The sequence below is a fragment of the Micromonospora violae genome (genome assembly GCF_004217135.1).
Lineage (GTDB): Bacteria > Actinomycetota > Actinomycetes > Mycobacteriales > Micromonosporaceae > Micromonospora > Micromonospora violae.
Genome location: NZ_SHKK01000001.1, coordinates 1,422,730 through 1,436,552, shown reverse-complemented (window position 1 = coordinate 1,436,552; position 13,823 = coordinate 1,422,730). Strand labels below are relative to the sequence as shown.

Sequence of the window (13,823 nt, the reverse complement as noted above, 5' to 3'; positions counted from 1 at the left end):
GGTCAGAACCAGTCCGGCCGCATGTCGAGCGTGGTCCGGTCCCGACTCTCCAGCAGGTCGAACTGCGGGCCGGTCCGGGGCAACTCGACAGTGAAGAAGTAGCGTGCGGCCTGCCGCTTGCCGGCGTGGAACGCGTCGCCGGCCCCCTCCGGCGGCAGCGCCAGCACCTGCTCCAACCACATCCACGCGACCACGACGTGCCCGACGGCCTCCAGGTAGGCGCTGGCGTTGGCCAACGCGAGCACCGGGTCACCGTCGGCCCAGAGTCGACGAGTGACAGCGGTGACCCGGTCCACCGCGGCGGCCAACCGGCCCGCCAGCTCGGCCGCCGCACCCTCGGCCTTGCGGGCCCGCTCCACCGTGTCACCGATCGTCGCGGTCAGCAGGGCGAGACCAGCGCCGCCCTGCATGGTCATCTTGCGCCCCAGCAGATCCAGTGCCTGGATGCCGTGGGTGCCCTCGTGGATCGGGTTGAGCCGGTTGTCCCGGTAGTGCTGCTCCACGTCGTGGTCGCGGGTGTAGCCAGCGCCGCCGAGCACCTGGATGGCCAGGTCGTTGGCGGCGAGGCACCACTGCGACGGCCAGCTCTTGGTGATCGGGGTGAGCACGTCCAGCAGCAGGTGCGCACGCTCGCGGTCGGCCTCGGCCGGGGCGGTCTTCTGCTCGTCGAGCAGCCGCGCGCAGTAGAGCACCAGCGCCAACGCCCCCTCCACGTAGCTCTTCTGCGCCAACAGCATCCGGCGGACGTCCGGGTGGTCAATGATCGGCACCTGCGGGGCGGCCGGGTCCTTCGCGCCGACCGGCCGGCCCTGCGGCCGCTCCTTCGCGTACGCCAGGCTCTTGAGGTAGCCGGTGTACCCCAACGCGGTGGCGCCCGCCCCGACCCCGATCCGCGCCTCGTTCATCATGTGGAACATCTGCGCCAGCCCCTGATGCGGCGCGCCGACCAGGTGGCCGACCGCTCCGGCGCGGCCGGCGGGGGTGTGTGCGCCGTCGCCGAAGCTGAGCAGGGTGTTGGTGGTGCCCCGGAACCCCATCTTGTGGTTGAGCCCGACCAACACCACGTCGTTGCGGTCGCCGAGCGACCCGTCGGGACCGACCAGCACCTTGGGGACGATGAACAGCGAGATGCCCTTGACCCCGGGCGGCGCGCCGGGGATGCGCGCCAACACCAGGTGGACGATGTTCTCGGCCAACTCGTGGTCACCACCGGAGATCCACATCTTGGTGCCGAAGAGCCGGTACGTGCCGTCCGCCTGGGGCTCGGCGCGGGTGGTGATGTCGGCCAGCGAGCTGCCGGCGTGCGGCTCGGACAGGCACATGGTGCCGAAGAACCGGCCGTCCAGCATGGGCCGGACGTAGGTGTCCACCTGCTCGGGGCTGCCGTGCGCCAGCAGCAGGTTGGCGTTGCCCAGGGTGAGGAACGGGTACGCCGACGTGGCCACGTTCGCGGCCTGGAACCAGGTGAAGCAGGCCGCCGCGACGGCCTGCGGCAGTTGCAGGCCACCGACCGTGGCGTCCAGCCCGGCGGTGAGCAGGCCCGTCTCGGCGAAGCTGTCCAACGCCGCGCGGACCTGCGGGATCAGCCGTACCCGCTGCCCGTCGAAGGTGGGTTCGGCGAGGTCGGCGGCCCGGTTGTGCGGGGCGAACTGCTCGGTGGCCACCCGCTCGGCGAGGTCCAGGGCGTCGTCGAACGTCTCCCGGGAGTGCTCGGCGTAGCGGGGACGCTCGACGAGCTCGGACACCCGCAGCCAGTCGTGCAGCAGAAAGTCGAGGTCGCGGCGGGAGAGCAGGGTGGACGGCACGGCACTCCTCAGCGGGCACGGGGGGCGGGCGGGGCGACGGCCCACTGTCGCCCCGCCCATCCTGGCCGATCGGCACGGCCCGCACCACCGGCCCGGCCCGGGTTGGACGGGCGGGACTTGTCACACCCACCGGTTAGCGTCGTTGGCCGTGACCGCACCCGGAGACGTTCCACCCGAGATCCTCGACCGGCTGCGGCCGATCTGCCTCGGGCTGCCGGAGACCTACGAGGAGCCGGCCTGGGTGGGCACCCGCTGGCGCATCCGCAAACGGACCGTCGCCCACGTGCTCACCGTCGACCCCGATCGTCAGCCGGTCCACGCCCGGGCTGCCGCACTCGACCAGCCGGCCTGCCTGCTGACCTTCCGGTCGCCACTCGACGAGATCGCCGGGCTGCTCGCCATGGGCCACCCGTTCTACAAACCGGACTGGAGCCCGACCGTGGTGGGCATGATCCTGGACGACGACACCGACTGGGATGAGGTCGGCGAGCTGCTGACCGAGAGCTACTGCCTGCTGGCCCCGAAGCGGCTCGCCACCCAGGTCGGCCCCCCGGCACCGCCGATGCGCTGAGCGCCGAGGGCACCCTGCCGCCGGTTGAGCGCCGGCGGTGTCCTGCGACCGGCGTTTCGGCCGGCACGCTCCGGGGATACCGCGCGATGTTGTCGCTGCCCACCGAGGAGGACCACCGGTTGACGCCGGTGTTCCAGGAAGACCGGGTGTGCACGGGCGTGACCACAGTGCGCGGGCGGGTGTTCCTGAGCTACCCGTCGGCGGATCGGCCCGGCGTCCAAGTGGTCGAGGCGTTGCCGGACGGCCGTCGTGTCCCGTACCCGGATGTCGCCTGGAACCGTGCCAACCGGTCGCCGAGTGAGGGGTTCGTGCACGTCAACGGTTTACGCGGCGGCCCGGACGGCCGGTTGTGGATCGTCGACTCGGGCACGCCGCAGCTCGGTGGAGCGCAGGTGCCGGGCGGCGCCCGGCTGATCGCTGTCAACCTGGACGGCGACCAGGTGGAGCGGGTCTACCACCTCGACGAGGCGGTGTACCCGGGCAGCTATGTCGACGACGTCCGCTTCAACGGCCGGATGGCGTACTTCAGCGACGCCGGAGCCGCCGGCCTCATCGTGCTCGACCTCGACTCGGGTCGGCCCCGGCGCGTGCTGGACGGGCATCCGAGCACGGCCGGCGGCCCGGTGGTCGCCGACGGTCGCGTGCTGCGTGACCCGGACGGTGCCGACGTACGCCTGCACGTCGACCAACTGGAGGTGTCGCCGGACGGCCGCTGGCTCTACTACCAGCCGGCCTCCGGCGGGATGTCCCGGATCGCCACCCGCTGGTTGGACGACCCGTCGGTGTCCGCCGACGAGATGGCCCGGACTGTCGAACGCTGGTGTGACACACCCAGCACCGGTGGCACGGCCATCGACGCCACCGGCACCATCTACCTCAGCGACCTGGAACGGCGGCGCGTCCTCGTCCTCGCACCCGACCGCAACGTACGGACGCTCGTCGCCGACCCCCGACTGGCCTGGGTGGACGCGATGTGGCTCGACGCCGATGCCCGGCTCTGGATGCCGGCGGCCCAGCTGCACCTGACCGCCGGGCTCAACGGCGGGGTCGCGGCCGTCGACTACCCGGTCCAGATCTACCGGATGCCCGTTGAGATCGGGCCGCCCGCCCGGGACCACGCCTGAGTGCCCCGATCCGGCAGCCGCCGTCGTAGGTCGGGGTTAGGCCGGCTCGTCGAGGGTTTTGATGTGGCGCACCGGTGACGCGAGCAACCACAGCACGGCGAGCGCGCCGCCCAGGCCGGCGATGGCCAACGTGGGCCGCAGCCCGATGGTGGTGCCCAACGCGCCACCGACCAGCGCGCCGAGCGGTCGGATGCCGTAGTTGACGGCGCTGTAGGCACCGGCCCGGCGTCCTCGCGCGTCGTCGGGTGTCACGGCGGTGAGGAGGGCGTTGAGGTTGACGTCCATCAGCATCACCCCGACGCTGGAGACCAGCTCGATGGCGGCCAGCGTCGCCACCTTCGCCCAGGTCGGCCCGGCCACCAGCGCGGTCGCCGCCAGCGGGGCGGGAAAGAGTACCGCGCCGATCATGGCGGTGCGTCCCAGGCCGATGGCGCGCGAGATCCGCGGTGCGAGCGCCGCTCCCGCGAACCCGCCGAGCGCTCCGATCCCGAGGGCGATGCCGATCGCGCCGGCCGACAGGTCGAGTTCCCGGCTGGCGTAGAGCACCAGCAGCGCGCTGGCGATGAAGGTGAAGAAGTTGACCGTGCTGGTGCAGCCGAGGGCGGCCCGCAGCACCGGGTGTCGCAGCACCAGCGTGAGCCCTTCCCGGACCAGGCCGAGCGTGGATGTCTGACGCGGCGGTGGCGGTGACTCTGTCACCGGGATGCGGTGCAGCAGCAGCGCGGAGCCGAGGAAGGACACCGCGTCGACGACGATCGCGACCGGCGCGCTGAGCGCCTGGACCAGCCCACCGCCGACGGCCGGGCCGGCGATGAAGGACAGCGACCGGCTCATGCTGAGTTTGCTGGTCGCGTCCACGTACGCCGATCGTGGCACCAGGGCGACGAAGAACGCCTGTCGTGCCATGGCGAACAGCACCGCCCCGACGCCGGTGAGCAGTGCCACCAGGTAGAGCTGGGTGAGGGTGATCGCGTCGAACAGGTAGGCCACCGGCAGGCTGAACAGCACCGCGGCGCGGACGAGGTCCGCGATGATCAGCAGCCGCCGCTTGTGGGTGCGCTGGTCGACCCAGGCACCGAGGAACAGGCCCAGCAGGTTGGGCAGCCAGATCAGCGCGGTGAGGACGCTGACCTGCACGGGTGTCGCGGTGAGCAGGGAGACGGCGATCAGCGGCAGAGCCAGTTCGCTGATCCGGTCACCGAACTGGGAGATCGTCTCGCTGGCCCAGAAGGCGCGGAACCGTCGGTCGCGGTGCAGGGCCGGCGGGGGCACCGGGGGGCTCACGGTGGCGGTCATGACGTGGCCGGGTCGTCGTCGCCGGGCTCGGGCAGGAGGTAGCGCAGCATCCGGACGATCCGCGCGCCGTCCGGGGCCGACTCCTCCTTGCGCCGCACGTACGGAGCGATCAGCTCCTCGATCGACTCCTCCAACTGCCGCAGCTCGTCGGCGGTGGCCACGAACCGGGTGTCGGCCATGCCGGCCAGCGCGCGCCAGTCGTCGTCCAGTCGGGGCTCGTCATGCAGCAACCACTGCTGGGGTACATCGGCTCTGCGGGCGAACATCTCGCCGCGCAGCTGTCGGCTGGCGGACTGCCCTTCGGCGCTGTCGGGCGCGGTGAAGCGGAAGCCCCGGGCGACAGCCTGCCACCACCGCTCCCGTTTGCTGGTGGCACCATCCCAGTCGGTGACCAGCCCGAACGTCGCGAGGTGCCGTAGGTGCCAGCTGACCACCGACGGCGTGGCACCGACGTGCGGCGAGAGCCCGGTCGCCGTCGCCGGGCCGTGCCGCTGAAGGTGTTCGAGGATCGCCAGCCGCACCGGGTGGGCCAGCGCCCGCAGCGCCTGCGGCTCGGTGATCTCGAAATCTCCGTACGGATTCTTGAGAGACATGTTTCGAAAGTAGTCTCTCAGGTTCCGTCAGGGCAAGCCCCGAGCCGCCGCGGCGGCGGCGCTCGATCAGGCGATGCCCAGCCGCGCCAACGGCTCCACCAGCTCCCGCTCCTCGTAGCTGAGGTGGGACAGCAGGGCGTCGGTCAGCAGGTCCACCGCCGCCCGCAGCTCGGCGAGGCCGTCCGGCGACCCGACATACGCGACCAGGGCGCGGTCGACGCCCTCCAGCACGTCGTGGATGACGTGATGCTCCTGCTCCAGCCGGTCGACCACCGGGCCGAGCCGGGGGTCGCGGGCCCGCAACCGGGGGAAGAACGACTGGTCCTCGATGGTGTGGTGAGTGGTGACGATGCGGCAGTACGACTCGCAGTAGACGCCGAGCGTCCACCGGTTCTGCCGCATGGTCATCGTGTTGATGTGGGACCGGGCCGCGCCGGCGTCGATCTCGCCGGCCGCCACCTGCTCGATCAGGTCGTGAATCTGGGCCAGCTCGGCGCGCAGGCCGTCGTGGATCTGCACGAGGTGCGCGCCGGTCGCCTGCTCCTGCGGGGTGTAGGTGCGCTCGGGGTCGGGGGCGGGCCCGGTCGGCCGGGTCGACTCGTCCCACACCCGCCGCTCGCTTCGCCGTACACCGTCATCGGCGGTCGGCACCACGGCGAACGCCCCGCCGGTCACGGTGGCGCGGCTCGCCCGCACCGGCGCGGCAGCGGCCGGCTCCGGCTCCGGCTCCGGCTCCGGCTCCGGCGTACGCTCCGCCGCCGGCGTACTCCCCGGCGCTGGCGCGCTCTGCGCCGCCGCGCCCCGGTCACGTTCGGCCGCGACCAGCTCGCGGACGGCGGGAGCCACCTCGCCGGCGAACCGACGCAGGTCGTCGGGGTCGTCGCTGGCCAGGATGAAGGTGCCGACGCCCTCCTCCAGCGCCAGCTCGGCCAACTCCTCGGCCCACTGCTCGGCAGGCCCGTTCAGCGGGCCGCGCCCGACGGCCGAGAACTCGCCGGCGATGTTGAGCAGTCGACGCACGTCCTGCGGGGACCGGCCGGCCTGCTGCGCCGCGTCATCGATGATCGCGTTGCCCTTGGCCAGGTCACCGGGCTGAAGGTAGCCCAGCGTGGGCAGCCAGCCATCGGCCCGACGGCCGGTGAGCTGGAGCATCCGCGGCTTGTACGCACCCAGCCAGATCGGCACCGCGTGGGCCGGCGCGGGCCCACGCTTGGCGCCCACCACCCGGTAGAACTCGCCGTCGACCCGTACCCCGCCGCGCGTCTCGGCGTCCCAGAACTGCCGGATGACCTCGATCGCCTCCTCCAGCGCCCGGACGCCCTGGCCGGGGGTCAACCGCCGGCCGCCCATCGCCTCGATGGCATCCCAGAACGCCCCCGCCCCGAGGCCGAGGCTGACCCGGCCATCGCTGAGCAGGTCCAGGCTGGCGACACTGCGGGCGAGCACCGCCGGCGGGCGCAGGGGCAGGTTCGTCACGTTCGCCGCCAGGCGCACCCGGCTGGTGCGGGCCGCCACGAAGCTCAGCAACGTCCAGGTGTCGAGGAACGCCGGCTGGTACGGGTGGTCCTGGAAGGTGACCAGGTCCAGTCCGACCTGTTCGGCCAGGACCGCGACGCCGACCGTACGGTCCGGATCGCCAGCGCTGGGCGTGACGAAGGACCCGAAGACCAGGTCGTGGCCGTAGTCGCTCATCTGGGCACCTCCTGATTCCGCGACACCTCGGGCGACGCGCCGCGACCATAACCTTATGCCAGGCAGAAGATCTGTTGCCAACAAGGTCTGGCTCGCTGCGGTATTGTCGGGGGATGACGGGTGCCACTCACCGGCCGGATCGGCCCGATCCGCTCGACGACGACCTGGGTTGGATGCTCGGGATCGTCTTCCGCGGCTACGTCCGGGCGGCCGAGCACGCGCTCAGCGACTTCCCCGGTGGCCCGCGCGGCTACCAACTGCTCACGGCGGCGATCAACGGGCCGGCCCGAAACCAGGGCGCGATCGCCGAGGAGATCGGCATCGACCGCACCGTCCTCACCTACCTGATCGATGACCTGGAGGGGCCCGGGTTCGTCGCCCGTCGGGCGGACCCGGCCGACCGGCGCAACCGGCTGGTCGAGGTCACCGACGCCGGCCGTGCCGCCTGGGAGCAGCGGCGACTGGCACTACGGCGGGTCGAGTCACATCTGCTGGGGGCGCTCACGCCCACCGAGTCGGCGACGCTGCGGTCACTGCTGCAGAAGGTCGCCTGTTCGGCTCAGGCGGCTGACCCGCTGCGCGACCTCTGCGAGGTGGTGACGCAGGTGCACGACGACGCCGCGCCAGCGGAGGCACCGACTTCGCGCCAGACCGGTGCCACGACGGTGCGGGGCGGACGAGCCGCCACCCCCCGTGCCCGCCGCCGCGGCACCGGCTGACCTGCCGCTACGGCGGGCGGCGCGGGCCCGCCCGGCAGCACCCGACGTGGTCCGTCGAGCGGTGCCGGACAGGCCCGCAATGTCGCTACCGCGCTCGGTCAGCGCACGTGCACGAACACCGGGTTCGAGTAGAACCACAGGTCGCTCCACGGGCTCTCCAGCCCGTCGGCGAGCGGCTCGGCCTCGTCCGTGCTGGTGCCCCGCACCCGCGCGTAGGTGTCGGCCTCGACGTTGCGCAGGGTGTGCCGGATGACGTAGTCCGCACCCTGGCGACGCCAGTCGCGCGGGCCGAACCGGGCGACGACCTTGGTGGTGGGGTTGGTGTCGGCGTCCAGGCTGGCGCTCGGGCCGGTGATCTGGCCGACGATCAGGTCGACCCGGCGGACCTCGGGCCGGTCACCGTTGCCGTTGACGCCGTCCAGCGGACGGAACTTGATCTCGATCTCGACATCGGTGCGGTTGCGGCGGTTGACCGTGATGGTCTCGCCCACCTCGGCGGTCTGGCCCTGGGACTTGGCCGTGACGTCGAGGCTGCGGATCAGGTCACCGGTGGTGACCCAGATCCGGCCGTTGCGCAGGCCGTCCATGATGTCGCCGTAGTCCTGGCGGGCGTGCACGTACGTCTTGCTGTACTCGCCCGGCCAGAAGTCGGAGCCGCCGCGGGTCCAGTGCACGTGCGAGTCCGAGGTCGCCGTGATCCACCAGCGTCGACCCTCGCCGAGCAGCGAGTCCCAGAGGCCACCGACCCGGGCGGTCATCTGGTCGAAGCCACCGTAGGTGGGGTGGTTGCCGTACCCGCCCCGCGCGCCACCGTTGAGCGGGCCGGCCTGGTGGCCGGGGGCGCCCTCGAAGCCGATGTAGACGTCCGGCGCGGCGTTGTTGCCGTTGCGGAACTCGCGCGGGGTGTCCTGACCGTAGACACCGAGACCGGGCGCCGAACGGGACGCGTGGTGGGCGATCACCAGCGGCTTGTGCGGCATGCCCCGGGCGACCTTGAGGAACTCGACCATCTTGGCCTCGGTGTCGCGCGCCGGGTCGGTTGGGAACGCGTCGTACTTGGCGAACCGGCTCTCCAACTCGAAGAGCTGCTTCGCCTCGTCGTCGTGGCGCGGGATCATCAGCGTGTGGTGGTCCAGCGCGGGCGCGTCGAACTCCATGCCCCAGAACTGGAGCACCTCGGGGACCAGCTTGCGGGACCGCAGCAGGTCGGGGTACGCCTGCTCGATGTTCACCTTCGAGTGGGTCGGTCCACCGTGGTCGGTGCACATCGCCCAGGTCAGACCGAAGTGCTTCGCCATGATCGCGTTGGTGACGATCGGGTAGACCGCGTCCGCGCCCTTGTGGAAGACGACCGGCGACTTGGTGGTGTCGAACTCACCGCTGTACTCGGAGTGGATGTGGTGGTCGCCCGCACGCCACGCCCGGTTCTTCGTGTTCCCCCGGTCGTCCTTGTCGTCGCCGGGTCGGCGCTCCTCGTCGGCCCAGGCCGCGCCGCCACCGATCAGTGGGCTGGCGGCGGCCAGCGTCGCACCGACACCCGCGTACTTGACCAGCTTGCGCCGGGACAGCTGCGCGTGCTCGGTCTCTTCGGAATGCTTGTCTCTCACCTGAGAGCCTTTCCTCGATCAAGCGAATGCTCTTTCGATGAAGGAGCCTCGGAGAGGGCAGTGAACAGCCGCCGAACGCGACCGGTGCTAGCGATGAACACCCTGCCCCGTCCTGTGGGCAGCGCCGGGCGGGGCAGCGGTGGGTCACCTCGTGACTCGCGTGGAGTGCGCCGTCCGGACCAGGCCCCGGCCGGGCCGCGCGCGGGGCCGGCGGCCCGGTCAGAGCCGGGCGCGGGGCAGCCAGCCCAGGAAGCGGAGCCGGGCCCGGGGCAGCGGCAGCGTGGGCAAATCCTGGGCGGCGGCGACGAGGCAGGAGCCGAGATAGACCGCGAGGGAGGCGCGTGCGCCACCGAACTCGGCGAGCAGTTGGCTCTGCTTGGTGGCGCAGGGCCACTCGCGGCCGCATCCGGTGCAGGTCCAACTCGGCGGGTTGGGGAGGTGCTCCGGCAGCTTGGCCCGGCGGTACCGGCCGACGACGCTGTTGTCCGAGCGCACATCGCGACGCCGGGACACGGGGCCCTGGTTGCGGTGGGCCAGCGGACGGGCGCCCGGCAGGTAACGCCCGACGGTGCCGAAGAGCACCCCGACCCGGATCAGGGCGTCCGGCCCCACGTGCTGGGCCAGCAACGCGGTCATCAGGTAGTGCCCCAGCAGGTCGAAGGCGTCACGGTTCAGACCCAGGTCGCGGCAGAGGTCGACGAAGTGCGGGGTGGTCAGCGGCACCTGGTTGTCGAGGGCACGGCGCAGTACCTGACGCAGCCCACGCCCGAGCCCTTCCAGCACGTCCCCCTCCCCCAGACCCAGGCTGTCCTCGTCCGCCACTCGGGCCAGCGCCTCGGCCACGGCCAACCGAACCACCCGGTCAGGATCAGTACCGTCCAACGCGTCCCCCCTCCGTACGCCGGCCTCCCGGCAGCCAGCCGGACGTCCTCCGACGAATCATGAACAAGATTTCGCTGTCCTCCACGCGGGTGGCTAGCCCCGCAGGCGCAGAACCATTCGACGCGTTAGCCGGAAAACGAAGTCGAGCTGCCGACACACCACGCTGATTCGCGGGACGGCGGGTCGCTGACTGTCGTATGGTGAAATTCCCATACACAGATTTTGCGACTCAGCGCTCCTGAATGGTCCGACCAGATCCGAGACCCTGTCGCTGCCGTCCCGCTCGCGACGCTCCCTCTCACCGCACCGCCGGCCACCGACGTGCCGGGTCACCGCCGAACACCCCGGCAGGTCCCGATCCTGCCGTCGCACCGTTCCACGACCGGGCGGCACTCCACCGGACGGAGACAGCGGATGACGTCATCGCCAGTGCAGACCCACCAGTTCGACAGTCGTGACCCGGCGGCCATCCAGGATTTCCTGTCGGCCACGTACGACCCGAAACTGCATATCCAGAGCAGGAACGGATACCGGCTCACCCATCGCCGCGTGGACACCGGTCCTTTCGCCATCGCGACCACCCGCCAGACCGGGCACCTCGACATCGGTGCCGCCACCCTCGGCGGGCTGGTCATCGGTCGTACCCGCACCGCACGCGTCGATCGCTCCTGCGCCGGCTCGACCCACCGGTTCGGCCCCGGCGAAGCCTTCCTCGTCACCAGACCGCAGGAGCCGTGCACCGTCCGCTGGCACCCCGGTGAGGTGGAGCTCTGCGTCCTGGACCTGTCGGTGCTGGCGCAGGTGGCCACCACCGCGCCGGCCCGCCGGCCCGGTCGCATCCAGTTCACCGAGCTGGGCCCGGTCAGCGCGGCCCTCGCCCGGCAGTGGCACAACACCACCAGTTTCGTCCGTGAGATCGTGCTGAACAGCCCGGCGGCCGGGGCGCAACCGCTGGTGATCGGCAACGCCGCCCGGATGCTGGCCGCAGCGGCGCTCGCGGTCTTTCCCAACACCGCGTTCACCGAACCGACCGCCGCGGACCGGCACGACGCCACGACCGCCACGTTGCGACGGGCGATCACCTTCCTGGAGGAACACGCCGACCGGGACATCAGCGCGGCCGACATCGCCAGTGCCGCCGGCGTCTCCCTGCGGGCGGTGCAACTCGCCTTCCGCCGCCATCTCGGCACCACCCCCATGGCCCACCTGCGTCGGATCCGGCTCGTTCGGGCACACCACGATCTGGTGCGGGCCGACCCGCACCAGGAGACCGTCTCGGCGATCGCCAGTCGGTGGGGGTTCGCGAGCCACAGCAGATTCACCGCGCGATACCACGCGAGCTACGGCGTGCCGCCGCGCGAGACCCTGCACACCTGAGAGACGGCACCGGTCTGCGCCTTGTGTCGGTGGCCACGACCCGACGACAATCGGCGACGTGAAGGTCCCGAGGCCGATCGCGGTGCCGCTGGTGGCACTGCTGAGCATCGCCGCCTGCGGCACCTCGTCCCGGTCGGCCGGTGACCCACCGAGCAGCGTGCCGTCGGCGTCTCCGAGCGCCCTCTCCCCCACCGCCCGACCCTCGGACGCCTTCGACACGGCGCTGCACGACGAGTTGATCGCGATGCTGGAGCGCGACCAGGCCGACCGCGAGGGCACCCCGCAGACCGACTCCGACCAGGAGCGCACCGCCCGGCTGAAGGACATCATCCGTACTCACGGCTGGCCGACCTTCGCCCTGGTGGGTGAGGACGGCGGCAACGCCGCCTGGGCGATCGCCCAGCACTCCGACCAGGATCCGACCTTCCAACAGGAGGCACTGGACCTGCTGCGGGCCGCGGTCGCCGCCGGCCAGGCATCGCCGGGCAACCTGGCCTACCTGGAGGACCGGGTCGCGGTGGGCAAGGGCGAGCCCCAGGTGTACGGCACACAGATCCGCTGCGGACCGGGCGGCCCGGTCCCGGCGACCCCGATCAGGGATGAGCCGGGTGTCGAGCGGCGGCGGGCCGAGGCCGGCCTACCCACGCTGGCCAGCTATCTGGCCGAGATGACCACGATCTGCGCGCAGGACAGCAACTGACGCGGGCGTAACCGCGACGGTCGTCGCTAGCCCCGATCGCGCTCGTGGCTGTCACGGGCGGTCTGCACCTCGGGCACCGACGCCTCCAGCAGATCGGCGAGGCCCCGCAGTTGCTCGGCGACGCGGGTGCCGAGCGGGGTCAGCGAGTATTCGACGCGGGGTGGGATCGCGGTGAGCACCTCACGGGTGAGCATCCCGTCGCGTTCGAGGGTCTGCAGGGTCTGGGAGAGCATCCGCTCACTGACCCCGTCGATGCGGCGACGCAGCGCGTTGAACCGGTAGCGGCCCTCGCCGAGCGCCAACAGGGCCAGCGAGGCCCACTTCGAGGTGACGTCCTCGAAGGCCGCGCGGGAAGCGCAACCGCGCGCGAAGACATCGGTGACGAATTCCTGGGTAGGCCCCGCCGGATCCTGGGCCGGCATGTTGCTCACCTCACCAGCCTAGCGCACCCATCCTATTAGTAAGTGCTATAGATTCGTAAGTGCATGCAGATTTGCCCCTACCCTGTCGGAGGTTCCCATGCCCACCTATGCCGTCACCGGCGCCACCGGCCGGCTGGGCCGCCTGGTGATCGAGCAGCTGCTCGACAGCGGTGTTCCCGCCGTCGAGATCGCCGCCATCGTCCGCAGCCCGGAGAAGGCCGCCGACCTGGCCAAGCGAGGGGTCGAGATCCGCAAGGCCAACTACGACGACCCGTCGACGCTGCCCGGCGCCGTGGCCGGCGTACGCAGGCTGCTGCTCATCTCCGGCGACACTCCCGGCCAGCGCGTCGCGCAGCACACCGCGGTCATCGACGCCGCCAAGCTCGCCGGCGTCGAGCGTCTCGTCTACACCAGCATCCTGAAGGCCGACACCACCGCGAACCCGCTCGCCCCGGAGCACAAGGCCACCGAGGAGGTGCTCGCCGCGTCCGGTCTGACCTACACCGTGCTCCGCAACAGCTGGTACACCGAGAACTACACCGACCAGCTGCCGCAGTACCTCGGGTCCGGCACGATCCTCGGCGCCACCGGCGGCAGCAAGATCTCCGCCGCGCCCCGGGCCGACTACGCGGGGGCCGCCGTGGCGGCGCTGACCCGCGAGGAGGACGGCAACGCCGTCTACGAACTGGGCGGCACCGCGTTCACCTTCGACGAGCTGGCCCAGGCGGTCTCGGAGGTGACCGGCACCACCGTCGTGCACCAGGACATGTCCGCCGCCGAGCTGGCCTCGGCCCTGGAGAACGTCGGCCTCGACGCGGGCACCGCCAGGTTCGTCGCCGCGCTCGACCACTCGATCGCCAACGGCGAACTGGCGACCGACAGCGACGACCTCAGCCGACTGCTGGGCCGTCCCAGCACCCCGCTGCGCGACGCCATCCGGGCCGCGCGCGCCTGACCGGGTCCGCGCCGAAGCGGGCGACGAAGCCTCCGGGCGCCGTCGCCCGCTTCGCCACCTGGTGCACGTATCCTCGACGG

The 13,823-nt window shown here is 71.6% G+C and carries 13 protein-coding genes; 6 read left to right on the top strand and 7 right to left on the bottom strand.

Annotation, left to right across the window (positions count from 1 at the left end; translation table 11 throughout):
• Positions 1-2 precede the first annotated feature (2 nt).
• Entirely contained in the window at positions 3-1,805 is a 1,803-nt protein-coding gene (locus EV382_RS06275) for an acyl-CoA dehydrogenase (RefSeq protein ID WP_130400653.1), read from the bottom strand.
• A gap of 148 nt (positions 1,806-1,953) precedes the next feature.
• Between EV382_RS06275 and EV382_RS06270 the strand changes: the two genes are divergently transcribed.
• Together EV382_RS06270 and EV382_RS06265 are read left to right on the top strand one after the other, a co-directional pair.
• A complete protein-coding gene (locus tag EV382_RS06270; protein ID WP_130400652.1) occupies positions 1,954-2,376 on the top strand; it encodes an MmcQ/YjbR family DNA-binding protein in 423 nt (140 codons plus the stop codon).
• A gap of 86 nt (positions 2,377-2,462) precedes the next feature.
• Positions 2,463-3,500 (top strand): SMP-30/gluconolactonase/LRE family protein, encoded by a 1,038-nt coding sequence (locus EV382_RS06265; RefSeq protein ID WP_130400651.1) that lies wholly within the window; start codon positions 2,463-2,465, stop codon positions 3,498-3,500.
• A 36-nt stretch (positions 3,501-3,536) separates the two neighbouring features.
• Here EV382_RS06265 and EV382_RS06260 read toward each other — a convergent pair whose 3' ends face one another.
• From EV382_RS06260 to EV382_RS06250, 3 genes are all read right to left on the bottom strand, one after another.
• Positions 3,537-4,796 carry an MFS transporter gene (locus EV382_RS06260; RefSeq protein WP_130400650.1) on the bottom strand — a complete coding sequence of 420 codons (1,260 nt, stop codon included), beginning with the start codon at positions 4,794-4,796 and terminating at the stop codon, positions 3,537-3,539.
• Positions 4,793-5,389 (bottom strand): ArsR/SmtB family transcription factor, encoded by a 597-nt coding sequence (locus tag EV382_RS06255; protein WP_130400649.1) that lies wholly within the window; start codon positions 5,387-5,389, stop codon positions 4,793-4,795. The genes EV382_RS06260 and EV382_RS06255 overlap by 4 nt, the downstream gene beginning before the upstream one ends.
• A 66-nt stretch (positions 5,390-5,455) precedes the next feature.
• Positions 5,456-7,081 (bottom strand): LLM class flavin-dependent oxidoreductase, encoded by a 1,626-nt coding sequence (locus EV382_RS06250; RefSeq protein ID WP_130400648.1) that lies wholly within the window; start codon positions 7,079-7,081, stop codon positions 5,456-5,458.
• A gap of 113 nt (positions 7,082-7,194) precedes the next feature.
• On the opposite strand from EV382_RS06250, the gene EV382_RS06245 reads away from it, so the two are divergent.
• A complete protein-coding gene (locus EV382_RS06245) occupies positions 7,195-7,800 on the top strand; it encodes a MarR family winged helix-turn-helix transcriptional regulator (RefSeq protein WP_130400647.1) in 606 nt (201 codons plus the stop codon).
• A gap of 98 nt (positions 7,801-7,898) precedes the next feature.
• On the opposite strand, the gene EV382_RS06240 is transcribed toward EV382_RS06245, so the two are convergent.
• Both EV382_RS06240 and EV382_RS33290 read right to left on the bottom strand, forming a co-directional pair.
• Positions 7,899-9,407: a CehA/McbA family metallohydrolase domain-containing protein gene (locus EV382_RS06240; RefSeq protein WP_130400646.1), complete on the bottom strand. Its 1,509-nt coding sequence runs from the start codon at positions 9,405-9,407 to the stop codon at positions 7,899-7,901.
• A 219-nt stretch (positions 9,408-9,626) separates the two neighbouring features.
• Positions 9,627-10,265 (bottom strand): hypothetical protein, encoded by a 639-nt coding sequence (locus EV382_RS33290; protein WP_244236563.1) that lies wholly within the window; start codon positions 10,263-10,265, stop codon positions 9,627-9,629.
• 438 nt (positions 10,266-10,703) lie between these two features.
• Here EV382_RS33290 and EV382_RS06230 point away from each other — a divergent pair, with 438 nt between their 5' ends.
• Together EV382_RS06230 and EV382_RS06225 are read left to right on the top strand one after the other, a co-directional pair.
• Entirely contained in the window at positions 10,704-11,666 is a 963-nt protein-coding gene (locus EV382_RS06230) for a helix-turn-helix transcriptional regulator (protein WP_130400645.1), read from the top strand.
• A gap of 58 nt (positions 11,667-11,724) precedes the next feature.
• Positions 11,725-12,366: a DUF6624 domain-containing protein gene (locus EV382_RS06225; protein ID WP_130400644.1), complete on the top strand. Its 642-nt coding sequence runs from the start codon at positions 11,725-11,727 to the stop codon at positions 12,364-12,366.
• Between the two features lie 26 nt (positions 12,367-12,392).
• Here EV382_RS06225 and EV382_RS06220 read toward each other — a convergent pair whose 3' ends face one another.
• The gene (locus EV382_RS06220; protein WP_130408512.1) at positions 12,393-12,788 is read right to left on the bottom strand and encodes a winged helix-turn-helix transcriptional regulator; all 396 of its coding nucleotides are present in this window, start codon (positions 12,786-12,788) and stop codon (positions 12,393-12,395) included.
• A 97-nt stretch (positions 12,789-12,885) separates the two neighbouring features.
• Between EV382_RS06220 and EV382_RS06215 the strand changes: the two genes are divergently transcribed.
• Positions 12,886-13,743, top strand: a complete 858-nt coding sequence (locus EV382_RS06215) for an SDR family oxidoreductase (RefSeq protein ID WP_130400643.1) — start codon at positions 12,886-12,888, stop codon at positions 13,741-13,743.
• Positions 13,744-13,823: the final 80 nt, after the last annotated feature.

Excerpts from the sequence above, each read along its gene's own strand:
- EV382_RS06265 (WP_130400651.1), top strand. The coding sequence starts at position 2,463 with ATGTTGTCGCTGCCCACCGAGGAGGACCACCGGTTGACGCCGGTGTTC.
- EV382_RS06260 (WP_130400650.1), bottom strand. The coding sequence starts at position 4,796 with ATGACCGCCACCGTGAGCCCCCCGGTGCCCCCGCCGGCCCTGCACCGC.
- EV382_RS06255 (WP_130400649.1), bottom strand. The coding sequence starts at position 5,389 with ATGTCTCTCAAGAATCCGTACGGAGATTTCGAGATCACCGAGCCGCAG.
- EV382_RS06250 (WP_130400648.1), bottom strand. The coding sequence starts at position 7,081 with ATGAGCGACTACGGCCACGACCTGGTCTTCGGGTCCTTCGTCACGCCC.
- EV382_RS06245 (WP_130400647.1), top strand. The coding sequence starts at position 7,195 with ATGACGGGTGCCACTCACCGGCCGGATCGGCCCGATCCGCTCGACGAC.
- EV382_RS06230 (WP_130400645.1), top strand. The coding sequence starts at position 10,704 with ATGACGTCATCGCCAGTGCAGACCCACCAGTTCGACAGTCGTGACCCG.
- EV382_RS06220 (WP_130408512.1), bottom strand. The coding sequence starts at position 12,788 with ATGCCGGCCCAGGATCCGGCGGGGCCTACCCAGGAATTCGTCACCGAT.
- EV382_RS06215 (WP_130400643.1), top strand. The coding sequence starts at position 12,886 with ATGCCCACCTATGCCGTCACCGGCGCCACCGGCCGGCTGGGCCGCCTG.